We start from the raw sequence: 24,122 nt of genomic DNA, 5'->3' as shown, positions 1-24,122 counted from the left end.
AACCATGCCCGGTCCATGGAGGTGAGGGTTCCGTCACTCTCCGCCAGGAATCGGTCCGAATCGAACATGGACAGATGTCCATGTACAGTGGACACCTGTCCAGGATCTGGTCGGGAAACATGGAGAGCGGAGCAGCCATGGAAACGGTCGCGAACGTGCTGGTGGGCCTGGTGGCCGCGCTGCACCTCTACATCCTGGTGATGGAGATGTTCCTGTGGCAGAAGAAGCCCGGGCGAGGGCTGCACGGCTTCGAGCCGGACATGGCCCGCGCGACCGCTCCGATGGCCGCCAACCAGGGCCTGTACAACGGCTTTCTGGCGGCCGGTCTGGTCTGGGGTCTGATCGCGGCCGACCCCACGGGCCACCGCGTCCAGATCTTCTTCCTGTCCTGCGTGGTGATCGCGGGCGTGTTCGGCGCGGCCACCGCGAACCCCCGCATCCTGATCGCGCAGGCGCTGCCCGGCGCGCTCGCCCTGGCCGCCGTGCTGGTCGCCGGATGAGCACGCCCCCGCCCGAGGAGCCACGGGCCGCCCGCACCCGGGAGCGGCTGCGCCGGGCCCTGCTCGACGAGTGCGCCGAGCGGCCGCTCGCCCGGGTCTCGGTGGCCGCGGTGGTACGCCGCGCCGAAGTCGGCCGGGCCACGTTCTATCTGCACTACGACGGCCTGGAGGCGCTGGCCGTCGACGCCTGCGCGGACGTGGTGCGGGAGGCGGTGGAGGCGCTGCACGCCTGGCGGGGCCGCCCGGACCCGGTGCACGCGCCGCCCGCGCTGGTGGAGTTCTTCGCGTCCCTCGCTCCGCACGCCGGGCTGTACCGGGAGTTGCTGAGCCCGGGCGGCGGCGGCCCGCTCGGCCGGGTCCTGCACCGCGATCTCAGGGCGTACAGCCTGCGCGAGCGGGAACTGGCCGGGGCGGCGGACGCGCCCCTCGTCGCGTCCGCCGTCGCCGCCACGTTCGCCGGGGTGCTGGGCGACTGGCTGCACGGCCTGATCGAGGCCACGTCCGAGGAAGTGGCCCATCAGGTCTGGCAGTTGCTGGTCGCGCTGCACGCCAGCCGGTGACAACTACTTGCAGCCGTACCCGTCCTTCACCAGGGGCCAGGCCTCGACGCCGTCCGGGGTGCGGACGTACGCCTGCGTCGGGTCGGCGTCCGTGAGCCACAACTGACGGTCCTCGTACCGGTATCCGGTGTCGCGGGCGTCGGCAGGCAGCCTGGCGTCACCGTCGTAGGCGGAGGTGAGCATCCCGGGCGGGAGCACGCTGCCGGGGTCCCGGGCGTACGACCTGGCGTCCTCGCCCCAGCCCGTCGCCAGGAAGTGGGCCGTCTCCCAGTCGCAGTGGTTCGGTCCCACGTTGCTGTGCACCGTCGTGATCGGCACCCGCCGTCCGTCCCGGTCGGTCCAGATCTCGTACCCCTGCGAGTCGGTGAAGCTCTCGGGGAGTTCGGCCGGATCGCAGGAGGCGCTGGTCTCCGGGCCCCAACCGGGGCGGTTCTTCCGGCCCTTGGCGACGATCACCGCGACCTTGGTGCGGCCCTCGACGTCGAGGGAGTACAGCACCCGGTCGCCCTCCCGGCGCTCCTCGCGGTAGCCGGTGCGCGGGACGTCCGGCTGTTCGATGTCGAAGTACGCTTCCAGCCCCTCCGCCGGAGTGGAGCCCCCGTCGCCCTCGCTCCACGGCCCGCTGCCGCCACCCGAGTGGATCTCCCCGTCGCACTCCAGCGCGCGGCCCGCGGCGCCGGACTCGATGCGCACCGCCCGCGGGCTGTCCTCGTCGAGGTTCTTCGCGGGCACCTGCAGCGGCCCGCTGTACGGCGTGGCCGGTGCGGCGCCCTCGACGACCAGGCCCTCCCCGTCGTCACCGCAGCCCACCGCGGTCACGGCCACCGCGAACACCACCGCCATCAGCCTGGTGCGCATGCCCATCCCCGTCCGCCATTGCGTTCCTCGCTCCTCCGACGCGGCTGCGGACAAGAACGTTCAGGCGCGGCCGGATTCCTGGAACGTGCGCCGGTAGGCCTGCGGCGAGACCCCGATCGCCGCGTGCAGATGCTGGCGCAGGGAGGCACCGGTGGCGAAGCCGACCTCGCCGGCGATGTGGTCCACCGGCAGATCGCTGGCCTCCAGCAGGTGGCGGGCCCGGGCGACGCGCTGCTGGACGATCCAGCGGCCGGGGCTGAGGCCCACCTCGTCGTTGAAGCGGCGGGCGAAGGTGCGCCGGCTCATCCGGGCGTGCGCGGCGAGGTCGGCCAGTGTGAGCGGTTCGCCGAGGCGTTCGAGGGCCCAGGCGCGGGTGGCGGCGGTGCCGGCGGCGCCCTCCTCGGGGACCGGCTGCTCGATGTACTGGGCCTGGCCGCCGTCCCGGAAGGGCGGTACGACACAGGCGCGGGCGACGAAGTTGGCGAGCCTGCTGCCGTGGTCCTTGCGGACCAGATGGAGGCAGACGTCGATGCCGGAGGCGGCGCCGGCCGAGGCGAGGATGCGGCCGTCGTCGACGAAGAGGACATCCGGGTCGAGGTCGATGTGCGGGTACATCCGCCGGAAGTGGTCGACCAGGTGCCAGTGGGTGGTGGCCTTGCGGCCGTCGAGCAGTCCGGCCGCGGCGAGCACGAAGGCGCCGGTGCAGATGGAGACGATGCGCGCCTCGGGGCGGATCAGCGCGAGGGCGGCGCTGACCTCGTCGGGGAGTTCCTCGGTGATGTGCGCGGGGTCGATCGCCGCGATCACCACGGTGTCGGCGGTGTCCAGGATCTCGGGGCCGTGTGCGACGCCGATGGTGAAGTCGGCGTTGCTGCGCACCGGCCGCCCGTCGACGGAGCAGGTCAGCACCTCGTACCGGCCGTCCGCCGCGCCGAGGATCCGGGCGGGGATACCCAGTTCGAAGGGGTAGACCCCGTCGAGCGCCAGGACGACCACGCGTTCTTTGTGCCGCTTCACCATGGCACGATCCTATCGAAGGTTGGCAATCGTGCCATTTCCCGGGCTCGCCGTCCAGGGCAGGCTGAATGACCATGAGCACTGTGAACACCATGCGCGCCATCGGTCAGGACGTCCTCGGCGGTCCCGAGGTCCTCAAGGAAGTGGAACTGCAGCGGCCGTCGCCGCGCCCCAACGAGATCCTCGTCCGGATGCGGGCGGCCGGGCTCAACCCGACCGACTGGAAGCACCGCGAACACGGCGGCTTCCTGGGACAGCCGCCCTTCGTCCTCGGCTGGGACGTCTCCGGCGTGGTCGAGCAGGTCGGCATCGGCGTCGCCCGCTTCCGGCCCGGTGACGAGGTCTTCGGCATGCTGCCGTACCCCTTCGGCCATGGCTCGCACGCCGAGTTCGTCACCGGCCCGGCCCGCGCCTTCGCCCTGAAGCCGGCCGTGATCGACCACGTCCAGGGCGGGGCGCTGCCGCTGGTGTCCCTGACCGCGTGGCAGGCGCTGGTGGAGACGGCCGGGCTCCGGCCGGGGCAGCGGGTGCTGATCCACGCGGCGGCCGGCGGGGTGGGGCATGTGGCCGTGCAGATCGCCAAGGCGCGCGGCGCGTATGTCATCGGCACGGCGAGCGAGGGCAAGCACGACCTCCTGCGCAAGCTGGGCGCGGACGAGCTGATCGACTACCGGTCGACGGACTTCACCGAGGCCGTGCGGGACGTCGATGTCGTCCTGGACACGATCGGCGACGACTACAGCCTGCGTTCGCTGCGCGTGCTGCGTCCGGGCGGGCTGCTGGTGTCGATCCTGCCGGTCGGCTCGGACGAGCTGTACACGGAGGCCGAGCGGCTCGGTGTGCGCGCGCTGCGGATGCTCGTCGACGCCTCGCACTCCGGGATGAAGGCCATCGCGGACCTCGTCGAGCAGGGCGCGCTGCGCGCCACGATCGCCGGGACCTTCCCGCTGGCCGGCGCCGCCGAAGCACACCGCCTCGGCGACACCGGCCGGACCACCGGGAAGCTGGTCCTGCTGGGCGAGTGACCCGTGGCCCAGTGCCGCGGCAGGCGACGTTTGCCCGTCAGGGAGCGGCGTCCGGTGCGTGCCCTCGGCGTGCCGGCCGGAAGCCCTCGTACTGGACGCACCTGGGCTTTCGGCCGGTGCGGCGAGAGTGGGTTCCTAGAACACCAGCACGGGCTTGACGGCCTTGCCCGCGCGCATGTCCCGCACCGCCTGATCGATGTCCGCGAACGGATAGCTGCTGATCAGGCGGTGCAGCGGCAGCCGCTCCTCCTTCACCAGCCGGACCAGGGCGGGTACGAAGGTCTGCGTCTCGGCGTCGCCGAGGGTGAGCCCGACGATGCGCTTGCCGCCCAGCAACCCGTTGACGTCCAGGGCGACTTCGGTCCCGAACGGCGGGGCGCCCACGACGACCAGGGTGCCGCGGGCGGCGAGCGCGTCGACGCCCTGGCGCAGCACGCCGACGTTGCCGGTCGTCTCGACGACACCGTCGGCGCCCCGGCCGCCGGTGATCTCCGCGAGGGCTTCCCCGAGGTCCTCCTCGGCCGCGTCAATGGTGTGGGTGGCGCCCAACTCGCGGGCCAGGGCCAGGCGTTCGCCGACCCGGTCGACGGCGATGACCGTGGTGGCGGGGGTGAGCGCGGCCGCCATCACGGCCGACAGACCGACGGCACCCGCGCCGAGCACGACGAGTGTGCTGCCGGTCGTCGGATTCAGTACGTTCCACACGGCGCCGACACCGGTGAGGACCCCGCAGCCGAGCGGGGCGAGGGACTCCAGCGGCACGTCGGGATCGACCTTGACCAGGCTGCGCTCGTCGGCCAACGCCCGCTCGGCGAACGAGGACTGGCCGAAGAAGTGGCCTCCCAGCGGCTCGCCGGCACGGCTGAGGGTGCTGGTGCCGTCGGCCCGGCGACCGCCGATGAGGTTCAGCGGCAGCCAGGCGGCGCAGTACGCCGGGTGTCCTCCCCGGCAGTCCCGGCAGCCGCCGCAGGAGGTGAAGGACAGCACGACATGGTCGCCCGGCGCGACCCCGGTGACGGCCGGGCCGACGGCCTCGACGACACCGGCGCCCTCGTGGCCGAGGACTCCGGGCAGCGGGAAGGGCAGTCCGCCGCTCGCGACGGAGAGGTCGGTGTGGCACAGGCCGGCCGCCACCATCCGGACGACCGCCTCGTGCGGGCCGGGGTCGTCCAGGACGACGTCATTCAGGGCGAACGGCGCGCCGCCGGACTCGACGACGGCGGCACGGGTGGGGATGGGCATCGCAGAGGCTCCTCAGTCGAGCGAGACGACGACGGACTTGACCTTGGTGTAGGCGGCGAGCGCCTCGGGGCCGTACTCGCGGCCGAACCCGGAGTCCTTCACCCCGCCGAAGGGGACGGCGGGGTCGAGCATCGCCCAGTCGTTGATCCAGACGATGCCCGCCTGGAGCCGCTCGGCGACGCGGTGGGCGCGGGCGAGGCTGCCAGTCTGGATGCCGGAGGCGAGGCCGTACGGCGTGGAGTTGGCGAGGGCGACGGCCTCGTCCTCGGAGTCGAAGGGCTGAACGGTGAGGACCGGCCCGAAGATCTCCTCCTGGACGACGCGGGAGTCGTTGGGCAGGTCGGCTATCACGGTGGGCCGGTAGTAGTAGCCGCCATCGAGATCGAGCCGCTCACCGCCGCAGACGATGCGGCCGCCCTCCTTGCGGGCCAGGTCGACGTACTCCTCGACCTTCCTCAGGTGCTTCTCCCCCGCCATCGGGCCGACGACCGTCTCGGGCCTGCGCGGATCGCCGACGGGGACGCCGGGGACGGCCTCGGCGAGGATGCGCAGCAGGGTGTCGTGGACCGGGCGGGCCACCAGCAGCCGGGGGCCGCCCATGCAGAACTGGCCGGTGTTGAAGACGAATGCCTTGATGACGGCGCCGACCGCCTTCTCCAGGTCGGCGTCCTCGAAGACGATGTGGGCGGCGTTGCCGCCGAGTTCCATGGTGACGGGCTTGAGGGCCTCCCCCGCGGCGCTCGCCACGTGCCGGCCGACCGCGGTGGAACCGGTGAAGGCGACCTTGTCCACCCCCGGGTGGCGCAGGAGGGCCTCGCCCGCCCCGGGGCCTGTGCCGGTGACGACGTTGACCACGCCGTCCGGGACACCTGCCTTCTGGAGCAGTTCGGCCATGAACAGGGCGCTGAGCGGGGTCTCGTCGGCGGGCTTGTGGACGATGGTGTTACCGGCGGCGAGCGCCGGGCCGAGCTTCGAACCGGCCAGGATCAGCGGGAAGTTGAAGGGCGTGATCGCGGCGACCACGCCGAGCGGCTCGCGGCGGGTGTAGGCGAGTGCGTTCAGGGGAGTGTCTCGGTTGGCGCCGTGCAGGGAGTGGGCGAGGGCGGCGAAGTGCTCGTAGTCGTTGGCCGCGTTGGTGACGTCGACGGCGTGGCACAGGGTGATGGGCTTGCCCACGTCGAGGCTCTCCAGCCGGGCGAGGTCGTCGGCGTTCTCGCGGATCAGCTCGGCGACGCGGTGCAGCACCCGGCCGCGCTCGCGTCCGCTCAGCCCGGACCAGGTGCCGCTGTCGAAGGCCTCCCGGGCGGCCTGCACGGCCGCGTCCACGTCGGCGGGGCCCGCCGCCGCGGCCGTGGTGACGACGGTGCCCCGGGACGGGTCGACCACCTCGGTGCGCGCCCCGTCGGCGGCCTCGCGCCACCGGCCCCCGATGAACAGTCGGCCGGGTTCGATCTCGAAGGTGGTCATCGCCACTCCTCAGCTGTATCGCCAAGATTTCAACCAACAGGATTCCTGTTGATTCATCGTCTGGTTCGCAGTCTCATTACAGACAGGTTTCCTGTCAATGCCCTAGGCTCGGACCATGACCGGCACCCAGACGACCAAGGCACCTCCGTCGCTTCTCTACATGGTGAAACAGGTGGAGCTCGTGGTGCGCTCCCACCTGGACGAGCTGGTCAGGGCGTCGGGGATCACCGCGCTCCAGTACACGGCGCTGACCGTCCTGCAGCGGCACGACGGACTGTCGGCGGCCCAGCTGGCCCGCGACTCGTTCGTCACCGCCCAGTCCATCGCCGACCTCGTACGGTCACTGGAGACCCGCGGTCTGGTCCGGCGGGAGCGCAATCCGCGCAACCGGCGCGAGCTGCTGATCCTGCTCACCGCCGACGGGCGCGAGCTGCTGGCCCGGCACGAGGGGCCGGTGCGGGAGCTGGAGGAGCGGATGGTGCGGGATCTCACCGCACACCAGGCCGAGCAGTTTCGCCAGGCCCTGTCGAAGGCCTGGCACGCACTGTCCTGACCCTGCCCGAAGACCCCGGCGCGCAATTGACAGACATATGTCAATCGAACATGCTCAGATTCACTCCATCGAGGGTAACTTGCAGTGCGGGGAACGGTTTTGCTCGCACTCGGTGCCCGGTGACGGCCCAGCGCTCGTACGCTCGCTGCACGATGTCACCCCGGCCCCCGGTGACCTGCAACCCCGCCGCCGAAGGAGCAGGTTGGAGGCGATGTCGTCGTGCAGCAGGAGCCTGCGCCGCTCACCCGCCACTTGCGCGTCCGCCAGGACCGGGGGCATACGGTGCTGGAGTTCCACGGCGAGATCGACATCGCCGCGGCCGTCGAACTCCTCCCCTACCTGGACCGGATGACGGCCCGCCCGCACGCGCGCATCGTGATCGACCTGCGGCCCGTGGAGTTCTTCGACTGCTCCGGGCTGCGGCTGCTCTACCGGGCGCGCGGCCGGGTCCTCGACCAGGGCGGACAGCTCCATCTGGTCTGCGTCCATCCGCTCACCCTGCGCGTGCTGCGGCTGACCGGCCTGGCCCGGCTGCTGCCCCCGCATCCGACGCTGGACGCGGCCCTGGGCCAGCCCGAGGCCACGTCCGGCTCGGTGTGAGGGCGGCTACTTCACGATCCTGGTGACCTGACCGGCGCCCACCGTCCGCCCGCCCTCCCGGATCGCGAACTTCAGCCCCTCCTCCATCGCGACCGGCTGAATCAGCTGGACGTACATCGTGGTGTTGTCGCCCGGCATCACCATCTCGGTGCCCTTCGGCAGCGTCACCACGCCCGTGACGTCGGTGGTGCGGAAGTAGAACTGCGGGCGGTAGTTGTGGAAGAACGGCGTGTGCCGGCCGCCCTCGTCCTTGGACAGGATGTACGCCCGCGCCTCGAACTCCCTGTGCGGGGTGACCGACCCGGGCTTGATGACGACCTGCCCGCGCTCGACGTCCTCCCGCTTGACCCCGCGCAGCAGCAGCCCGACGTTCTCCCCGGCGCGGCCCTCGTCGAGGAGCTTGCGGAACATCTCGATACCGGTGACGGTCGTCTTCGTCTTCTGTTCGTGGATGCCGATGATCTCGACCTCGCTGTTGACATGCAGCGTGCCGCGCTCGATCCGGCCGGTGACGACGGTGCCGCGGCCGGTGATGGTGAACACGTCCTCGATCGGCATCAGGAACGGCCGGTCCACGTCCCGCTCCGGCTGGGGCACGAACTCGTCGACCGCCGCCAGCAGCCGCAGGATCGACTCGGTCCACGCGGGATCGCCTTCCAGCGCCTTGAGCGCGGAGACCTGGACCACCGGGACCTCGTCACCGGGGAACTCGTACGCGCTGAGCAGCTCGCGCACCTCCAGCTCGACCAGTTCCAGGATCTCCTCGTCGTCGACCATGTCGGTCTTGTTGAGCGCGACGACGACATACGGCACACCGACCTGCCGGGCCAGCAGCACATGTTCCTTGGTCTGCGGCATCGGCCCGTCGGTCGCGGCGACGACCAGGATCGCGCCGTCCATCTGGGCCGCGCCCGTGATCATGTTCTTGATGTAGTCCGCGTGCCCCGGACAGTCGACGTGCGCGTAGTGCCGCCGCTCCGTCTGGTACTCGACATGGGCGATCGAGATGGTGATCCCGCGCTGCCGCTCCTCGGGCGCCTTGTCGATCTGGTCGAACGGCGTATACGGGTTGAGGTCGGGGAACTTGTCGTGCAGCACCTTCGTGATGGCCGCCGTGAGCGTCGTTTTGCCATGGTCGATATGACCGATGGTGCCGATGTTCACGTGCGGCTTGGTCCGCTGGAACTTCGCCTTCGCCACCGCTGGCCCTCCTGGTCACCTGGGTGATGCCGGGGTCGCCTTGCCCTCCCTCCTGTCTATTCGTTTCCCAGCGCGTCGAACAGGGCGCTGACGGACTCGCCGTTGTGAATACGGCGTACGGCCTCGGCGAGCTGCGGGGCGACGGTGAGCACCCGAAGCATCTCGGTGCGCTCCTCCTCCGGGACCGGCACGGTGTTGGTGCACACGATCTCCAGGACGTCGGGCTGCTCACCGATCCGCTTGAGCGCACCGGACGTGAACAGTCCGTGGGTACAGGCGACGCGAATCGAGCGCGGCCCCAACTCCCGCAGCCGGTCGAGGAGTTCGAGGACGGTGCTGCCCTTGGCGATCTCGTCGTCCAGCACGATGACATCGCGGCCGGCGACATCGCCGATGACGGAGTTGATGCTCACCCGGTCGTCCGCGAACCGCTGTTTGGCGCCGGCGGCCACCTGGGCGCCGAGCATACGGGCGAAGGCGGCGGCCTCCTTGGCGTTGCCGAGGTCGGGCGAGACGACGGTCGTGCGGGACAGGTCGTAGTGGCGGAAGTGGGTGGCCAGTTCGCGCAGGGCGTGCAGATGGTCGACGGGGACCGAGAAGAAGCCGTGCACCTGGGGCGAGTGCAGCGTCATGGCGAGGACCCGGCCGGCTCCGGCCGCGACCATCAGATCGGCGACCAGACGTCCGCCGAGCGAGATCCGGGGCTGGTCCTTCTTGTCGGAGCGGGCGTAGGAGTAGTGCGGCATGACCACGGTGATCCGCCCGGCGGAGGCCCCGCGTGCCGCGTCGCACATCAGCAGCAGTTCGACGAGGTGTTCCTGGACCGGGGCGACGAGCGGCTGGATGAGGAAGACGTCCCGCTCCCGGCAGTTGGCCTGGAGCTGTACCTCCAGACAGTCGTTGGCGAACCGGCTGACCCGGGTGGGGCTGAGCGGCACCCCCAGATGCGCGCAGACCTCCGCCGCCAGTTCGGGGTGGGCACTACCGCTGAACACGGCGATGTCTCGCACGAATCCGCTCCTCGCATGATCATTCCGGCTGCCGGCCTCATGCTACTGAGCGGATCCGTCTCACCATGACACGGGCAGCCGCCGTGGGCTGCGGGTGAGCTGTCCCTCCCGCCAGTCGATGGTGGCGGCGCCGAACTCGGCGCGCAGCCCCGGGAAGCGGGCGGCGAGGCGGTGCAGTGCGATGCCGAGTTCCAGACGGGCGAGCCAGGCGCCGAGGCAGTGGTGGGGTCCGGCGCCGAAGACCACGCTGGGCACGTTCAGGGGCGTGAACAGGTCCGGCGGGCCGGGCGGGAAGACCTCGGGGTCGCGGCTCGCGGAGTTGGTCTGGACGGCGACGACACTGCCCGCGGGGATCTTCACCCCGCCGACCTCGGCGTCCTCGACGGCCCGGCGGATCAGGCCGGGCAGCAGCCGTCCCTCGCTGAGCGGGACGGCGCGCAGGAGCTGCTCCACCGCCATCGACGCGGCCTCCTGGTCCTGGCCGAGCCGGGGCCAGGCCTCCCGACGGTCGGTGAGGAGGTAGACGAGGGCGTTGCCGAGGGCGGTCATGGTGGTCTCGTGTCCCGCCACGACCAGACCGCACACCAGGGACACCAACTGCCGCTCGTCGACGCCGAGTCCGTCCCCCGCCGTCACCAGCGCACTGACCAGGTCGTCCCCCGGCTTGCGCCGTCGCTCGTCGACCAGTTCCGCCGCGAAGGCACCGAACTCCCGCATGGCCGCCCCCACTTGCTCGGCGGTGTGCGCTCCGCCGGACAGGGCGTGGTCGGCCCAGGAGCGGATCCGGTCGCGGTCCACGTGCTCCAGACCCATCAGCCGGCAGATCACCGACACGGGCAGCGCCAGCGCGAACCCGTCGACGATGTCGGCCGGCCTGGACCGCTCGGCGAAGGCGTCCAGCAGTTCCTCGACGACCGAGGCCACCCAGGGCCGCCAGCGGGCGACGGCACGCGGAGTGAAGGCCCGCTGCACGGTCCCGCGCAGCCGCTGATGGGCGGGTCCGTCCTGGTTGAGCAGCCCGCTTGGGTCGTCGAGCAGATTCGGTACGACGAGCAGCGGCGGGGCGTCCGGCGCGTGCAGGGAGCTGCGGTCGAACCGTGGGTCCATGAGCACCTGCCGCACCTCGGCATGCCGGGTCACGATCCACACCGGGGTGCCGGTGGCGAGAGTGCCGAGCCGGGGCGGTCCTGGCACGGGGAACGTGACGCGGTGCATGGGGCGAAGGGGACGGCTCATCGGTGTCTCCTGGCCGAAAGATGGGCGGGCCCTCACGCTAATGCGCCCCACCTGCCTCCGTCAGGGGCACCAATCGGCCAACCAGCCTGTCTCACAAGGCCTTTGGGGGGCATCCGAACAGTAGGAAGGAGGGCCGTCGCCATGACGACTCCCATCAGACGCCTCCCCAGGCGCATGCCCGGCTGGGCCAAGGCGGTGAGCGCCGTCGTGCTGGTGCTCGCCGTACTGTTCGCCGGGATCGGGCTCAGCGTGCTCCCGGGTCTGAAGGACCTCTTCGGCACGGAGACCAACGACCGCTCGGGCCCCGCACTGCTGGAGTCCATCCAGGACATCAGCCGTTACGATGCCGCCTCGGGCAACTTCCAGGTCGTGGTGGACCTGGAGAAGGACGCCAAGTACCTGCCCGACGCGATCCGCGGCTCCCGCACCCTGTATGTCGGGGCGGGCACCGTGGACGCCTACGTCGACCTCGGCAAGGTCGGCGAGAACGACGTCAAGGTCAACGACGACCGTACGTCGGCCACGCTCCGGCTGCCGCACGCGGCACTCGGGGAGCCCGCCCTCGACCCCGACCGCTCCTACGCCGTCTCCAAGCAGCGCGGGCTGCTCGACCGGATCGGCGATCTTTTCTCGGACAACCCCAACAGCGAGCAGGCGGTGCAGAAGCTCGCCGCGAAGCACATCGGCGACGCCGCGAAGGAGAGCGAGCTGACGAAGCGCGCCGAGGGCAACACCACCGGCATGCTCAAGGGCCTGCTGCGCTCGCTCGGGTTCAAGGAGGTGAAGGTCACCTACGAGGCCGCCTGATCAGGCCGCCAGGACACCGGGCAGGGCGAGCGCACCGAGCACCACGGCGCCCACCAGCAGCCAGGCCACGTAGTCCCCGACGTGGCCGGACTGAAGGCGCCTGAGCGGATCCGCCCAGCCGGGTGCGGCGAGCCACCTCGGGCGGGCCACGGCGACGGCGGCGAGAGCGGCGGCCAGCAGGGTCGACAGCAGGCCCAGCAGCACCCCGGCCGGGGTCCAGTGCACGGAGGCGACCACGGCGCCCGCCGACCCGGCCTCGTTGACGGAGTGCGCGACGACGTCGGCGAAGCCGGGCGCCACGCCCACGGCGAGCGCGCCGGCGAGCAGCAGCGCGGGGACCGCGGTCATGGTGTCCGGGACCCGGCTGAGCCGGTGCCGGGTCTCGGGCCGCTCGCCGGAACCGGTGGTCTCGTAGTCGGTCGCGTCGCCCGGGGCGGGGCCGAGGCCGAGGAAGACGCGTGCGGCGACCCGCAGCACCGCCCCGGCGGTCAGCGCGGTCGCCGCCACGTACAGCACGGTGAGCGGGCCGCCGACGGCCTCCTCGGTGAGCGCCTTGCCGAGCGCGGTGCCGAACGGGGGCAGGCCGGCGAGGGCGAGCGCGCCGATGGTGAACAGCACGGCGACTCCGCGCAGTTCCCGGGCCTGTCCGTGCAGGGCGTGCTCGTCGACGCTGCCGTAGCGGTCCAGCAGGATGCCCGCGCAGGCGAACAGGGCGGCCTTCACTCCGGCGTGGCCGAGGATGTACAGCGCGACCCCGTCGTCGGCCTCGGGGGTCAGCACGCCGATGCCGGTCAGGAAGAGTCCGGTGTGCGCGACCGTGGAGTAGGCGAGCAGCCGTTTGATGTGCCGCTGGTACCAGCACATGACGGCGCAGATCGCCGCGGTGAGCGCGCCGAGCGTCACCAGCACCCGCTCCAGGTCGGCGGGCGGGACGCCACCGGGCCCGGCGAAGACGGTGCCGTACGCCCGCCAGACGCCGTACACGCCGAGTTCGACCATGACGCCCGAGAGCAGCATGCACACGGGCGTGGGGGCGACGGCGTGGGCGTCGGGGAGCCAGAAGTGAAAGGGCACCGCCGCCGCCTTGACCAGCATTCCGGTCAGGACGAGGACGAAGGCCGCGAGGACCAGTGCGTCGGGCGGGCCGTGCGCGTCCAGGCCCCGGCCGATCTGGCTCATGGCGAGTTCGCCGGTACGGCCGTACAGCAGCGCGATGCCCATCAGCATGGCGTACGCGCCGAGCGAGGTGACGACGGCGAAGGTCAGGGCGCCCTGCACCGCCCGGGCCTCCTCGACCCGGTGACCGGTCAGCGCGTAGGCGACGACGCTCATCAGCTCGAACCACACGAAGGCGTTGAACAGGTCGCCCGCGACGGCGAATCCGCACATGCCCGCCTGGAACAGCAGCATCAGCGCGGGGAAGGACCCGGCGTGCCTTCGCGGCGGTTCGTCGAAGTAGTGCCAGGAGTACGCCAGGGCCGCGAGGGTGAGCAGGGAGGCGAGGGCGGCCATGCCGAGGCCCGGGCCGTCGCCGACCAGGACGATACCGACGCCGCGGCCGTCCACGGGGGTCCAGCCGCCGACCCATTCGACGTACGGCGGTGAGGAGTTCAGCAGCAGCACCAGCGCGAGGGCGGCGGTGCCGGCCGAGAAGGCGCAGCCCATGGACTCGGCGGCGACCCGGGGCAGCCGGCGTCCCCCGGCGACCAGCAGGGCGGCGCCCAGCAGCGGGACCGCGATGAGCAGCGGCAGCAGGTCGTCCATCAGCCGCGCAGCTCGGAGAGCTCGTCGGGGTCGACGGTGCCGTGCCGTTTGGCGATCTGCACCACGAGGGCGAGGAGCAGGGCGGTGACGGTGGCGCCGACCACGACGTCGGTGAGGGCGAGGGCCTGGACGACCGGGTCGACGACGGGCCGGGAGCCGGGTTCGATGTCGGAGAAGACGGGCGCGGTGGCGTCGTCGCGGTAGCCGACGGCCAGCAGCAGCACGTAGGTGGCGGACTGGCACACGCTCAGACAGCCGACCGCGTGGATCAGATTGCGGCTGGTGGCGAGGCCGTAGCAGCCGGCCAGGAAGATCCACGCGGCGACCAGGTAGGGGAACACGTCCATCATGTGCCGTTCTCCTCCTCGATCTCGACGGCCTGGTCCAGGAAGCGGGCGAGCAGGACGACGACCGCGCAGGCGACCTCCATGCCGACGGCCGCGTTCAGCAGGGGCACGGTGCCGCCGGAGGACAGCGTGTTGAACGTGCCGTAGGGCAGCAGGGTGTTGGCGAGGAACGAGCCGGCGCCGATCAGACAGGCGAGGCCGGTGACGAGGTAGGCGGAGACGGCGAGCGCGTCGCCGACCTCGTACAGGCCGACCGGGCGGATGCGTTCCAGGGCGCGGTAGTCGGCGCCCAGGTAGAGCAGGTGCAGGGCGGTCGCGGCGACGACGCCGCCCTGGAAGCCGCCGCCGGGGCTGAGCTGGCCGTGTGCGATGACGTAGAGGCCGGTGAGCAGGGCGACGGGCAGGACGGCGAGGGCGTAGCGGCGCACCGGGCGGGCCACGTCGGCGGGTTGGGGCTTCGCGCGGTGTTCGTCGCGGGTCTGGCGGAGCAGGACGACGCAGCCGAGGACGGCTGCGAACAGGATGCTGATCTCGCCGAGGGTGTCGAAGGCGCGCTGGTCGAAGTTGACTGAGGCGACGGTGTTGGCGGTGTGCCGGGCGAGCGACTCGTGCACGGCGCGGTCGCCGTAGGGGTGGCGGTCGCCGCCGAAGGCGGGGAGTTCCAGGCAGGCGGCGGCGAGCAGCGCGGCGAGCCCCGCGCAGCCGGTGGCGACGAGCCAGAGCCGGGTGCGCCGGTTCACCGCTCGCGTCCCTTGCGCCGACGGGGGCGTTTGACCTTGCGGACGGCGAGCAGCATCAGCAGCGGGGTCAGGGCGGAGCCCACCGCGAGCTGCGAGAGCGCGACGTCGGGCGCCTGGAGGACGGTGAACAGCACCGCGAGCACGGTCCCGAGGACAGCGAGGACGAGGGCCTGGTGCACGGGTTCGCGGACCAGGACGGCGGTGGTCGCGCACCCGGCGACAAGGAGCAGCGCCACCAGCATCACGGCGTCAGCCACCGCGCACCCCCGACAGGCCGAGGGCGCGGGCACCGATGAACTCCCCGCCGGCCAGCAGCCCCACCACCCTCACCGCGCCGACACCGCACACCCCCGACAAGCCACCCGCCACGGCGCGGGCACCGATGAACACCCCGCCGGCCAGCAGCCCCACCACCCTCACCGCGCCGACACCGCACAACCCCGATGGGCCGCCCACGATGAACTCCCCGCCGGCCAGCAGCCCCACCACCCTCACCGCGCCGACACCGCACACCCCCGATGGGCCGCCCACGATGAACTTCCCGCCGACAACCAGCACCCCGACCCCCACCACGTCAGCCACCGCGCACCCCCGCGATACCGCCGGCCAGGGCGCGGGAGGCGATGACGTTGCCGCCGATCAACAGCGCGCCGGTGACCAGGAGTTTGACCAGGGCCCGGCTCGGTCCGGTGACGGCGCACAGCACCAGCACCACTGCCGCGCCGAGGCCTGCCGCGGCCCAGCTGACGCCCCAGGCGCGCGGCGGGTCGGCGGCCAGTTCGTCGGCGAGCAGCCGGGCGAAGACGAGGGTGCCGACGGGGCCGAGCAGGGCGAGGACGAGGGCGACATCGGCGTAGGACGGGCGGTCGTAGGCCTGGGCGAGGAGGAGCAGCCCGGGGCAGGCGAAGGCGGTCGAGAGGTTCTGGGCCACGACGCGGCGCCGCAGCGGTCCGGTGGCCACCCCGCCCAGGGCCACCGCCCCGCCGGCGGCGAGGACCAGGCCCGCCGTGAGGAGCCAGCCGTTCACTACGCGGTCACCGCCCGCCGTGAGGAGCCAGCCGTTCACTACGCGGTCACCGCGCGCCGTGAGGAGCCAGCCGTTCACTACGCGGTCACCGCCCGTCGTGCGGCGGTGGCGGCAAGGGCGCCGAGACCTGCCGCGCCCGCGCCGACCGCGAGTTCGAGGATGTCCACCGCGCTGATGAGCACCAGCCACAGCGCGACGAGCGCGGCCCACCAGGCCAGGAACTCGGCCGTGGCGAGCACCGTCCTGCGCCTCATCCGCCACCTCCCTCACCGATGCGGCGAGATGTCCGTTTACGCCGCTTTGCGCGCCATCCAAGCACCGTGCCCGGTGAGGGGCGTGACGGCGCGCGGGTCTCCGCCCGGAGTGCCCCGGGAGCGGCCGGAGAAACGACTCGGCGGCATCCTCGGCCGCTGGGCGGGTAACCGCCTTGTCACACAGGGAAGTTGAAGACTGGAGGACCGAATGGCCCGTGCAGCCTCACGTTCCCGCATCGGGGTGCGCCGTCGGCGCACCCGTAAATCCGCACCGGCGGCCGAGCCCGAGCGGCCGAAGTCCCGGTCCGCCGACACGCTCCGCTTCCTGGCCCGGCTGGTGGCGATGCTGTGCGCGTTCACGCTGATGGTGGCGTTCGCGGTGGTGCTCGCCAAGCTGACCCTGGAGCCCTCCCCCGCCTCGGAGTCCCTGACGCACACCAACATGCGTCCGGGCCGGTCGATCAGGGCCTATCTGGACCAGCCCGAGCTGCGCGACGCCGTCCGGCAGATCGGCGGGAACCTGCTGCTGGGCATCCCCTTCGGAGTGCTCGCCCCGGTCCTCGCACCGAAGGCGCGCGGACCGCTGCGGGTGCTGCTGCTGACGGCGACGGTGATGCTCCTGGTCGAGTTCGCCCAGGGCGCCCTGGTCACCGGCCGCGCCTTCGACATCGACGACGTCATCCTGAACACCACGGGGGCGCTCATCGGCTATCTGCTGCTGGGGCGGCGGCTGGGGCGGGCGGTGCATGCGCGCTAGGGCCTGTTCTGAGTTGAGATCACGGGATCGGTCATTCCCGCTTCAGGAGGGTGCTGGCTGCGGTAGACCGGTCGCGTGACTCGTGGTGATCTGACCGATGCCGAGTGGGAGTTGATCGAGCCGCACCTGCCGTTGGGGGCGTTCGGACCGATCCCTGACCTGCGCAGCTACTTCAACGCGGTGATGTGGCGGTTCCGTACCGGCAGTCCCTGGCGGGATGTGCCGGCAAGCTACGGCTCCTGGTCGACGATCTACGACCGGTTCCGGATGTGGGCGCGTGACGAGGTCTTCCAGACCCTCATGGACGCGATGATCGCCGAGGCAGCCGCCCGCGACGATGTCGATCTCAGCCTGGTCAGCGTGGACTCGACCGTTGCCCGCGCACATCACCACGCGGCGGGCATGGTCGTCGACCCGGAGCTCCTTGAGGACCTGGAAAAGGCCATGGCGGAGGAAAAGGGGCTGCAGCAAAGGGGCAAAACGACCCCGTAGGAGAGGGATCCGCGGACATGGAGGATCCCGAGCGGGAACAGCGCCGCGCCGTGCGCCGACGACGCAGGGCCCGGCTGCGGGCCGCCGAACTGGGGCGCTCCCGGGGCGGGCTCACCAGCAAGGTCCACCTCGCCGTTGAGCGGCGCTGCCGCCCCCTGTCCATCATCATCACCCCCGGTCAGGCCGCGGACAGCCCGCGCTTTATCCCCGTCCTGAAGAAGATCAAGGTCCGCGGCCGGGTCGGTCGTCCCAGGACCAGGCCGGACGCAGTGGCCGGCGACAAGGCTTACTCCTCCCGCGCCAACCGCGCCCACCTGCGCAGACGCAACATCAAGGCGGTGATCCCGGAGAAGGCCGACCAGGCCGCCAACCGCAAGAAAAAGGGACACTCCGGCGGCCGCCCGGTCAGCCACGACGCCGCGCTCTACAAAGATCGCAACACCGTCGAGCGCGCCATCAACAAGTTCAAGGAATGGCGAGGGCTGGCCACCCGCTACGACAAGACATCCGAGAGCTATGCCGCCGGGCTCCACCTGCGCGGATCCATCCTCTGGTTACGCAGCCTGCCAGCCCTCCCGTGATCTCAACTCAGAACAGGCCCTAGGGGGTGTTTTGAAAGTCCTGTGCGGTGCCCGCGGTGTTCGGTGCGTGCCCTCGGCGTGCCGGACGAAGGCCCTCGTACTGGACGTACTTGGGTCTTTGGCCGGTGCGGCGAGGGTGCGTGCCGGGCGCCGTGGGTGCTGTGCGGGACTTTCAAAACACCCCCTAGCGCCTTCGACGTCAGCGGCGCCCCAGGACCCGGCGGTCCGCCGTGCGATGGGCCAGCCAGTGCGCGACCGCCGCGGAAATGGGCTGTCCGGTATCCAGTTCGACGAAACCGAACTGGCCACCCTGGTTGCACTCCAGGAACCACCACAGGCCGTCCTCGTCCTCGGCGAAGTCGAAGGCGGCGTACGCCAATGAGGCGAGGGCGACGTACTCGCGCACCGAGCTCGCGATGCGTTCGGGTACGGCGACCGGCTCCCAGGCGTGCCCGGTCTCGCCGTAGCGCCCGTCGACCTGGTCCGGCTCGGCCGTCTTCCGTGCGGCGAACAGCCGGGCACCGACACAGGTCAGCCGGATGTCGGCGCGCTTGGGCACGTACCGCTGGAGCAACGCGGGACCGGCCGCGACGGCGGAGAAGTCCGCGTCGGGGCCGATCAGCGTCGTGGGCAGGGCCACCGCGGGTTCTCCCGGCGGCGGACCCGAGGCGGACTTCACCACCACATCCCGGTGTTCCTCGGCGAACTCCCGCGCCAGGCGCGGCGAGGTCGTGAACACCGTCGGCGGTACGGCGAAGCCGCTGAGGTGGGCGATCCGCAGCTGCCAGGGCTTCAGCCGGGCCCGCTCCGCGTCGCGCGGGTGGTTCATCCACCGCGCGGGAGCGGAGTACAGCATGCCGTACAGCGCCTGCCGGGTCTCGGCGGTCAGCCACGGCGAGGGGTGTGCCGCGTGCGCCGCCGGTTCGCCGGGCCTGCGCATCCATACCGAGCGCAGGCCGCCCATGCTGAGCACGTGCCCGTTGACCGATAGGTGGCCGGCGAAGTCGCCGTGCGCGTAGTCGGCGGACAGGACGGCCTTGCCGGGCAGATCGGCGGGGTTCAGGCGCATCACGGGGGTTCCCGTGGCGTGCAGCCTGGCCACCACCATGTCGGCGGTGACGTCCTCCTCGGACGTAAGGATCAGTACGGTCATGCGGTGACGGGTCCTCAGTCGTCGAAGTGCGTCTGGGAACCCGCGGTGGACGTCGTGGTACCGGCCGCGAGGAGGAGCTCCCGGTCCATGACGGCCGGGCGGCCGTCGGGCAGCACGTTCAACTGACGTGCGGCGTCGAAGCTGTACGGCGTCACCATGGTCGTAGGCCCGCTGGGACAGGCGTAGTTGAGGGTGAACGGTCGCACTCGAAAAACCTCCAGAAGTCGCGCGGCACCCGCGTACAGTCCCTTACGCGTCTGTTGCGTAAGGGATTCATCACTTTCGGCTACATGGGAGTGAAGGTCGTCACATCACCTGCATCATCTGCATCAGATGCACCGCGAGTTGACACTTTCCCCACATATAAACCATCGGATGCCGCGCCGCAGGTTTCACACCGTCACGAGGCGCTCAGCCGGCGTCAGCGCGTCAGCGCGTCAGCATCACGAGGATGGCCGTGGAACCGACCGTCACGATGAGCGCGCGCAGGACGGCGGGGCTCAGGCGGCGGCCCACGCGGGCGCCGAGCTGCCCGCCCGCGGCGGAACCGATCGCGAGCAGGGCGACGGCCCTCCAGTCGAAGTCGGCGGCGACGAGGAAGAACAGTGCGGCGACCGAGTTGACGACGGCGACGAGAACGTTCTTGACGGCATTGAGGCGTTGCAGGTCGTCGTCGAGGGACAGGCCCATCAGGGACACGTAGATGATGCCTTGGGCGGCGGAGAAGTAGCCGCCGTAGACGCTCGCGAGCGTCAGTCCGGCGAGCAGGAGCGGGCCGCCGTCGGGGCGGGCGGATCGGCCCGCCCGGGCGCGGCGTTGCCGCATGCGTCCGCGGATCAGCGGCTGGACGGCGACCAGGACGAGGGCGAGGCCCACCAGGACCGGCACGACCGTCTCGAACACCTCGGCGGGCAGGGCCGGCAGCAGCGCGGCACCGGTGACCGCGCCGAGGGCGGCACCGGCGCTCCACAGGGCGATGCGCCGGCCCCGGCCGCGCAGTTCGGCGCGGTAGCCGAGGGCGCCGCCGAGCGAGCCGGGGATCAGGCCGAGCGCGTTGGAGACGGTGGCCGTGACGGGCTGCAGGCCGGTCGCCAGCAGGACCGGGAAGGAGATCAGGGTCCCGGAGCCGACGACGACGTTGACGGCACCGGCGGCGAGACCCGCGCCCAGAACGGCGAGCATCTCCCCGAGGTGTGCGGGGTTCATGGCGGCGAGCTCAGGAAGCCGGGGTTTCGGCGGAGACCGAAGGGTGCCCCGGGGAGCGCTCAACTCATGGTCCGGACCAGGGTATTGACGGGCCCTTAGCTCACGCCTTGAATCAAGAGGCGACACCTTCACCCCCCACCTCGATCGGCGCCCTGCCCCACGAGACGCCGACGGAAGGGAGAGTCGTGCCCTCTTCCCGCAGAATCCGCACCTGGCTGCTGGCCGCGCTGTCGGCCGCCCTGGTCGCCACCGCCGCCACAGGACCCGCCCGAGCGGAGGACGAAGCGGACGCTGGCGTCGCCGCGGTGACGTTCTCCGACACCTTCGACGGGCCCGCCGGCTCCGCGGTCGACTCCTCGAAGTGGCAGGTCGAGACCGGCGACAACGTCAACAACCACGAGCGGCAGTACTACACGGCGGGCAACCGCAACGCCGCCCTCGACGGCCAGGGCCATCTGGTCATCACGGCCCGGCGCGAGAACCCCGCCAACTACCAGTGCTGGTACGGCACCTGCCAGTACACCTCGGCCCGGCTGAACACCGCGGGGAAGTTCACCGCGCAGTACGGGCGCATCGAGGCGCGTATCAAGGTGCCGCGCGGGCAGGGCATGTGGCCCGCGTTCTGGATGCTGGGCACCCCCGTCAACTGGCCGGACTCGGGCGAGATCGACATCATGGAGAACGTCGGCTTCGAGCCCTCCACGGTCCACGGCACGATCCACGGCCCCGGCTACTCCGGGTCGGGCGGCATAGGCGCCGCCTACTCGCTCCCGAACGGACAGGCCTTCGCCGACGCCTTCCACACCTTCGCCGTCGACTGGGCGCCCGACTCGATCACTTGGTCCGTGGACGGCAACGTCTACCAGCGGCGCACACCCGCCGACCTCGGCGGCCGGCAGTGGGTCTTCAACAAGCCGTTCTTCCTGATCCTCAACCTGGCGGTGGGAGGCTACTGGCCCGGCGACCCGGACGGCTCCACGGTCTTCCCGCAGCAGATGGTGGTCGACCACGTGACCGTGACCACCGCCGACACCCCCACGGGCGGCGCGATCAGGGGCCTGGCCGGCAAGTGCGTCGACGTCGCCGGCGCTAACTCCGCCAACGGCACCCCCGTCCAGCTCTACGACTGCAACGGCACCGCGGCCCAGCAGTGGACCGTGGGCACGGACGGCACGATCCGGGCGCTCGGCAAGTGTCTGGACGTCACCGGCAACGGCACCGCGGACGGCAGCCCCGTCCAGCTGTGGGACTGCACCGGCGGCCCCAACCAACGCTGGACCGTCACCGCGGCACGCGACATCGTCAATCCGCAGGCCGACAAGTGCCTGGACGTGACCGGCAACAACTCGGCCAACGGCACCCGGCTGCAGATCTGGTCCTGCACGGGCGGCGCCAACCAGAAGTGGACCGTCGGCTGATTCCTAGTGCCGGGTCCAGGTGAACTTGTCGCCGCCGACCCAGCGCACCACATCCGGGTCGTCCAGATCATGGACCGTGATGCCGAACGCTGCGGCGGCGGACAGGACGTCGGTGACGGCTTTCGCCTCACCCACCACAATGCCGTCGATCTCCACGATGCGGAACGGCGGCGTGCCCGGCTGGACCCCGAGCACCATGATCCGGGGGTGGGAGATGTACGGGCTCGCGATTTCGGTCATGCAATAGAGCGTAAAGCGGATCCGGCCGTTCCGACCCGGCGAGCGGCCGGTCCGTCGTGCGGACGCCGCGCCCGTGGGGAACCCTGGAGGCGGAGGTGGCGATGGATCCCGTTGAGGCACTGGAGCGGATCGCCTTCCTGCTGGAGCGGTCCCTTGCGCCCACCTATCGGGTGCGGGCCTTTCGCACCGCGGCCCGGGCACTGGCGGCGCTGCCGGAGGCGGAGCTGCGCGAGCGGGCCGCCGCCGGGACGCTGGAGTCGCTCAGCGGCGTCGGCCCGAAGACGGCACAGGTGGCGCGGGAGGCGCTGGCCGGACAGGTGCCCGGCTACCTGGAGAAGCTCCAGGCCGAGGCGGCGACCGGGGAGAACCGGGCCGGACTGCGGGCACTGCTGCGCGGGGACTGCCACCTGCACTCCGACTGGTCGGACGGCGGCAGCCCGATCGAGGAGATGGGCCGGACCGCGGCCGAGCTCGGGCACGAGTGGGCGGCGCTGACCGACCACTCCCCCCGGCTCACGGTGGCCCGCGGGCTCTCGGCGGAGCGGCTGCGCGAGCAACTGGAGGTGGTGGCGGCGCTCAACGAGACCTGGGCGCCGTTCCGGCTGCTGACCGGCATCGAGTGCGACATCCTCGAAGACGGCTCCCTGGACCAGGAGCCGGAGCTGCTGGAGCGGCTGGACGTGGTGGTGGTCTCGGTCCACTCCAAGCTGCGGATGGACGCCCGCTCGATGACCCGGCGCATGGTGGCCGCCGTACGGAATCCGCACTCCGATGTGCTCGGGCACTGCACAGGGCGGCTCATCACCGGGCGCGGGCGGCCGGAGTCGCAGTTCGACGCGGACGCCGTGTTCGCCGCCTGCGCGGAGACCGGCACGGCCGTGGAGATCAACAGCCGGCCCGAGCGGCTCGACCCGCCGCGCCGGCTGCTGCGGCAAGCGGTGGAGGCGGGGGCGCTGTTCTCGATCGACACCGACGCGCACGCGCCCGGCCAGCTGGACTGGCAGGTCCTCGGCTGCGCCCGGGCCGAGGAGTGCGGGGTGCCCGCGGACCGCGTGGTCACCACCTGGACGCTGGAGGAGCTGCTGGCCTGGACCCGGGAGCGGCAAGTGCCGTCACGCGTGGCGGGCTCCTGACGCGGTACCCGTGCGGCACGCGCGCACGGACACGACAACGGCGAAGGGACGGGCGTATGGGACGCGCGGCCGTGTTCGACGTCGACGGCACGCTCGTCGACACCAACCATCTGCATGTGGCGACCTGGTGGGAGGCCTTCCGGCAGGCGGGCCACCGGGTACCGATGCACGCCATCCACCGCGCGGTCGGACTCGGCTCCGACGACCTGATCGCCCATCTGCTCGGCGACGACCGGGACAAGGCGGGCGACGAGGAGCTGAGCGCCGCCCACAAGGCGCTGTACGGGCAGTACTTCGACCGGCTGCCCCCGCCGGCGGACGCCGGACGGTTGCTGCGGCGGCTGCGCGACGACGGCTGGACGGTGGTGCTGGCCACCTCGGCCGGCGGCGCGGAACTGGGCGCGCTGCGGCGGGCGATCGCCGCGGACGACGCCATCAGCGCGACAGCGAGCGCGGACGACGTCGAGCGGGGAAAGCCCGCGCCCGAGCCCGTGGAGCACGCGCTGGAGCTGGCCGGGGTTCCCGCCGAGCACTCGGTGTTCGTCGGGGACACGGTGTGGGACATGCGCGCGGGCACCCGGGCCGGGGTGCGGTGTGTCGGCGTGCTGTGCGGGGGCATTCCACGGGCCGACCTGGAGGAGGCGGGCGCGCAGGCGGTCTACGACGATCCCGCGGACCTGCTGGCATCGCTCGCGGAGAGTCCGTTCGCCTGAGGTGACACGGATCACCGGCGGCCGTGGAACACCCCAGGGTGGTTGCCCGTTGAACGATGCGTGGGTACGGATGGGACAGTGTCCCCGGGCCTCACCTTTTGCCCACAGGGACGATCGTTCGGCTGAAGCCCTGTGGAGCCTTTCGCCGAGAGGCGACCGCCATCCGTACCCGCCCTTGATCGCCCCGATCGTGATTCCCCCGTCGCGGTCGGGGCTCTGTGC

28 protein-coding genes and 1 pseudogene are annotated in these 24,122 nt (G+C 71.6%); 11 read left to right on the top strand and 18 right to left on the bottom strand.

The genetic code is table 11. The features are described 5' to 3' along the window. Positions 1 to 137: 137 nt before the first annotated feature. On the top strand, positions 138 to 500 hold the full coding sequence (locus tag RMT89_RS07255) for a DUF1304 domain-containing protein (protein ID WP_315883152.1): 363 nt from the start codon (positions 138 to 140) through the stop codon (positions 498 to 500). Beyond that, the gene (locus RMT89_RS07250; RefSeq protein WP_315883086.1) at positions 497 to 1,060 is read left to right on the top strand and encodes a TetR/AcrR family transcriptional regulator; all 564 of its coding nucleotides are present in this window, start codon (positions 497 to 499) and stop codon (positions 1,058 to 1,060) included. The genes RMT89_RS07255 and RMT89_RS07250 overlap by 4 nt, the downstream gene beginning before the upstream one ends. 3 nt (positions 1,061 to 1,063) lie before the next feature. On the opposite strand, the gene RMT89_RS07245 is transcribed toward RMT89_RS07250, so the two are convergent. Both RMT89_RS07245 and RMT89_RS07240 read right to left on the bottom strand, forming a co-directional pair. Then, positions 1,064 to 1,918: a hypothetical protein gene (locus RMT89_RS07245; protein WP_315883085.1), complete on the bottom strand. Its 855-nt coding sequence runs from the start codon at positions 1,916 to 1,918 to the stop codon at positions 1,064 to 1,066. Between the two features lie 60 nt (positions 1,919 to 1,978). Beyond that, positions 1,979 to 2,938, bottom strand: a complete 960-nt coding sequence (locus RMT89_RS07240) for a helix-turn-helix domain-containing protein (RefSeq protein ID WP_315883084.1) — start codon at positions 2,936 to 2,938, stop codon at positions 1,979 to 1,981. Between the two features lie 71 nt (positions 2,939 to 3,009). On the opposite strand from RMT89_RS07240, the gene RMT89_RS07235 reads away from it, so the two are divergent. Further along, on the top strand, positions 3,010 to 3,960 hold the full coding sequence (locus RMT89_RS07235) for an NADP-dependent oxidoreductase (RefSeq protein ID WP_315883083.1): 951 nt from the start codon (positions 3,010 to 3,012) through the stop codon (positions 3,958 to 3,960). 135 nt (positions 3,961 to 4,095) lie between these two features. Here the strand turns inward: RMT89_RS07235 and RMT89_RS07230 are convergent, their stop codons facing one another. Further along, positions 4,096 to 5,202 (bottom strand): NAD(P)-dependent alcohol dehydrogenase, encoded by a 1,107-nt coding sequence (locus RMT89_RS07230; protein WP_315883082.1) that lies wholly within the window; start codon positions 5,200 to 5,202, stop codon positions 4,096 to 4,098. A gap of 12 nt (positions 5,203 to 5,214) precedes the next feature. Beyond that, positions 5,215 to 6,669, bottom strand: a complete 1,455-nt coding sequence (locus RMT89_RS07225) for an aldehyde dehydrogenase family protein (RefSeq protein ID WP_315883081.1) — start codon at positions 6,667 to 6,669, stop codon at positions 5,215 to 5,217. 115 nt (positions 6,670 to 6,784) lie between these two features. Here RMT89_RS07225 and RMT89_RS07220 point away from each other — a divergent pair, with 115 nt between their 5' ends. After that, positions 6,785 to 7,222, top strand: coding sequence for a MarR family transcriptional regulator (locus RMT89_RS07220; protein ID WP_315883080.1), 438 nt, complete (start codon positions 6,785 to 6,787; stop codon positions 7,220 to 7,222). A 219-nt stretch (positions 7,223 to 7,441) separates the two neighbouring features. Then, on the top strand, positions 7,442 to 7,822 hold the full coding sequence (locus RMT89_RS07215; RefSeq protein ID WP_315883079.1) for an anti-sigma factor antagonist: 381 nt from the start codon (positions 7,442 to 7,444) through the stop codon (positions 7,820 to 7,822). Between the two features lie 6 nt (positions 7,823 to 7,828). Here the strand turns inward: RMT89_RS07215 and tuf are convergent, their stop codons facing one another. Genes tuf through RMT89_RS07200 form a run of 3 tightly spaced genes read right to left on the bottom strand, consistent with a single transcriptional unit; the run spans position 7,829 to position 11,268 of the window. After that, positions 7,829 to 9,022 (bottom strand): elongation factor Tu, encoded by a 1,194-nt coding sequence (tuf, locus tag RMT89_RS07210; RefSeq protein WP_315883078.1) that lies wholly within the window; start codon positions 9,020 to 9,022, stop codon positions 7,829 to 7,831. A 56-nt stretch (positions 9,023 to 9,078) separates the two neighbouring features. Further along, a complete protein-coding gene (locus RMT89_RS07205) occupies positions 9,079 to 10,032 on the bottom strand; it encodes a ribose-phosphate pyrophosphokinase (protein ID WP_315883077.1) in 954 nt (317 codons plus the stop codon). A gap of 60 nt (positions 10,033 to 10,092) precedes the next feature. Then, positions 10,093 to 11,268 carry a cytochrome P450 gene (locus RMT89_RS07200; protein WP_315883076.1) on the bottom strand — a complete coding sequence of 392 codons (1,176 nt, stop codon included), beginning with the start codon at positions 11,266 to 11,268 and terminating at the stop codon, positions 10,093 to 10,095. Between the two features lie 141 nt (positions 11,269 to 11,409). Between RMT89_RS07200 and RMT89_RS07195 the strand changes: the two genes are divergently transcribed. Continuing rightward, the gene (locus RMT89_RS07195; protein WP_315883075.1) at positions 11,410 to 12,075 is read left to right on the top strand and encodes a DUF4230 domain-containing protein; all 666 of its coding nucleotides are present in this window, start codon (positions 11,410 to 11,412) and stop codon (positions 12,073 to 12,075) included. Here RMT89_RS07195 and RMT89_RS07190 read toward each other — a convergent pair whose 3' ends face one another. From RMT89_RS07190 to RMT89_RS07160, 7 genes are all read right to left on the bottom strand, one after another. After that, entirely contained in the window at positions 12,076 to 13,839 is a 1,764-nt protein-coding gene (locus RMT89_RS07190) for a complex I subunit 5 family protein (RefSeq protein WP_315883074.1), read from the bottom strand. It abuts the gene before it with no gap. Further along, the gene (locus tag RMT89_RS07185) at positions 13,839 to 14,189 is read right to left on the bottom strand and encodes a sodium:proton antiporter (RefSeq protein WP_315883073.1); all 351 of its coding nucleotides are present in this window, start codon (positions 14,187 to 14,189) and stop codon (positions 13,839 to 13,841) included. Before RMT89_RS07185 ends, RMT89_RS07190 begins: the two co-directional genes overlap by 1 nt. Continuing rightward, positions 14,186 to 14,926: a hydrogen gas-evolving membrane-bound hydrogenase subunit E gene (gene mbhE / locus RMT89_RS07180; protein WP_315883072.1), complete on the bottom strand. Its 741-nt coding sequence runs from the start codon at positions 14,924 to 14,926 to the stop codon at positions 14,186 to 14,188. The genes RMT89_RS07185 and mbhE overlap by 4 nt, the downstream gene beginning before the upstream one ends. Continuing rightward, complete coding sequence (locus RMT89_RS07175; protein WP_315883071.1) at positions 14,923 to 15,183, bottom strand: DUF4040 domain-containing protein; 261 nt, start codon at positions 15,181 to 15,183, stop codon at positions 14,923 to 14,925. The genes mbhE and RMT89_RS07175 overlap by 4 nt, the downstream gene beginning before the upstream one ends. After that, positions 15,176 to 15,508: a hypothetical protein gene (locus tag RMT89_RS07170; protein WP_315883070.1), complete on the bottom strand. Its 333-nt coding sequence runs from the start codon at positions 15,506 to 15,508 to the stop codon at positions 15,176 to 15,178. Before RMT89_RS07170 ends, RMT89_RS07175 begins: the two co-directional genes overlap by 8 nt. Then, entirely contained in the window at positions 15,501 to 15,953 is a 453-nt protein-coding gene (locus RMT89_RS07165) for an MrpF/PhaF family protein (RefSeq protein ID WP_315883151.1), read from the bottom strand. The genes RMT89_RS07170 and RMT89_RS07165 overlap by 8 nt, the downstream gene beginning before the upstream one ends. A gap of 77 nt (positions 15,954 to 16,030) precedes the next feature. Beyond that, on the bottom strand, positions 16,031 to 16,207 hold the full coding sequence (locus tag RMT89_RS07160) for a hypothetical protein (protein WP_315883069.1): 177 nt from the start codon (positions 16,205 to 16,207) through the stop codon (positions 16,031 to 16,033). Positions 16,208 to 16,415: 208 nt separating this feature from the next. Here RMT89_RS07160 and RMT89_RS07155 point away from each other — a divergent pair, with 208 nt between their 5' ends. After that, entirely contained in the window at positions 16,416 to 16,964 is a 549-nt protein-coding gene (locus RMT89_RS07155) for a VanZ family protein (protein WP_315883068.1), read from the top strand. Positions 16,965 to 17,039: 75 nt separating this feature from the next. Next, positions 17,040 to 18,037 (top strand): annotated as a pseudogene (locus RMT89_RS07150) (IS5 family transposase). A gap of 199 nt (positions 18,038 to 18,236) precedes the next feature. On the opposite strand, the gene tgmB reads toward RMT89_RS07150, so the two are convergent. The 3 genes from tgmB to RMT89_RS07135 all read right to left on the bottom strand — a co-directional run bounded on the left by tgmB (position 18,237) and on the right by RMT89_RS07135 (position 20,396). Continuing rightward, positions 18,237 to 19,190, bottom strand: a complete 954-nt coding sequence (gene tgmB, locus RMT89_RS07145) for an ATP-grasp ribosomal peptide maturase (protein WP_315883067.1) — start codon at positions 19,188 to 19,190, stop codon at positions 18,237 to 18,239. Positions 19,191 to 19,204: 14 nt separating this feature from the next. Beyond that, complete coding sequence (gene tgmA, locus RMT89_RS07140) at positions 19,205 to 19,396, bottom strand: putative ATP-grasp-modified RiPP (RefSeq protein WP_315883066.1); 192 nt, start codon at positions 19,394 to 19,396, stop codon at positions 19,205 to 19,207. A 223-nt stretch (positions 19,397 to 19,619) separates the two neighbouring features. Further along, positions 19,620 to 20,396 carry a sulfite exporter TauE/SafE family protein gene (locus RMT89_RS07135; RefSeq protein ID WP_315883065.1) on the bottom strand — a complete coding sequence of 259 codons (777 nt, stop codon included), beginning with the start codon at positions 20,394 to 20,396 and terminating at the stop codon, positions 19,620 to 19,622. 185 nt (positions 20,397 to 20,581) lie between these two features. Between RMT89_RS07135 and RMT89_RS07130 the strand changes: the two genes are divergently transcribed. After that, positions 20,582 to 21,814 carry a ricin-type beta-trefoil lectin domain protein gene (locus RMT89_RS07130; protein WP_315883064.1) on the top strand — a complete coding sequence of 411 codons (1,233 nt, stop codon included), beginning with the start codon at positions 20,582 to 20,584 and terminating at the stop codon, positions 21,812 to 21,814. 3 nt (positions 21,815 to 21,817) lie between these two features. Here RMT89_RS07130 and RMT89_RS07125 read toward each other — a convergent pair whose 3' ends face one another. After that, positions 21,818 to 22,054 carry a hypothetical protein gene (locus RMT89_RS07125; protein WP_315883063.1) on the bottom strand — a complete coding sequence of 79 codons (237 nt, stop codon included), beginning with the start codon at positions 22,052 to 22,054 and terminating at the stop codon, positions 21,818 to 21,820. A 101-nt stretch (positions 22,055 to 22,155) separates the two neighbouring features. Here RMT89_RS07125 and RMT89_RS07120 point away from each other — a divergent pair, with 101 nt between their 5' ends. Together RMT89_RS07120 and RMT89_RS07115 are read left to right on the top strand one after the other, a co-directional pair. Continuing rightward, positions 22,156 to 23,187 carry a PHP domain-containing protein gene (locus RMT89_RS07120; protein WP_315883062.1) on the top strand — a complete coding sequence of 344 codons (1,032 nt, stop codon included), beginning with the start codon at positions 22,156 to 22,158 and terminating at the stop codon, positions 23,185 to 23,187. A gap of 56 nt (positions 23,188 to 23,243) precedes the next feature. Then, positions 23,244 to 23,900: an HAD family hydrolase gene (locus RMT89_RS07115; protein WP_315883061.1), complete on the top strand. Its 657-nt coding sequence runs from the start codon at positions 23,244 to 23,246 to the stop codon at positions 23,898 to 23,900. Positions 23,901 to 24,122: the final 222 nt, after the last annotated feature.

The organism is Streptomyces sp. P17, assembly GCF_032436805.1.
Classification (GTDB): Bacteria; Actinomycetota; Actinomycetes; order Streptomycetales; family Streptomycetaceae; genus Streptomyces.
Note: the sequence above shows the minus strand (reverse complement) of the source record. Positions and strands in the feature narration are given on the sequence as shown.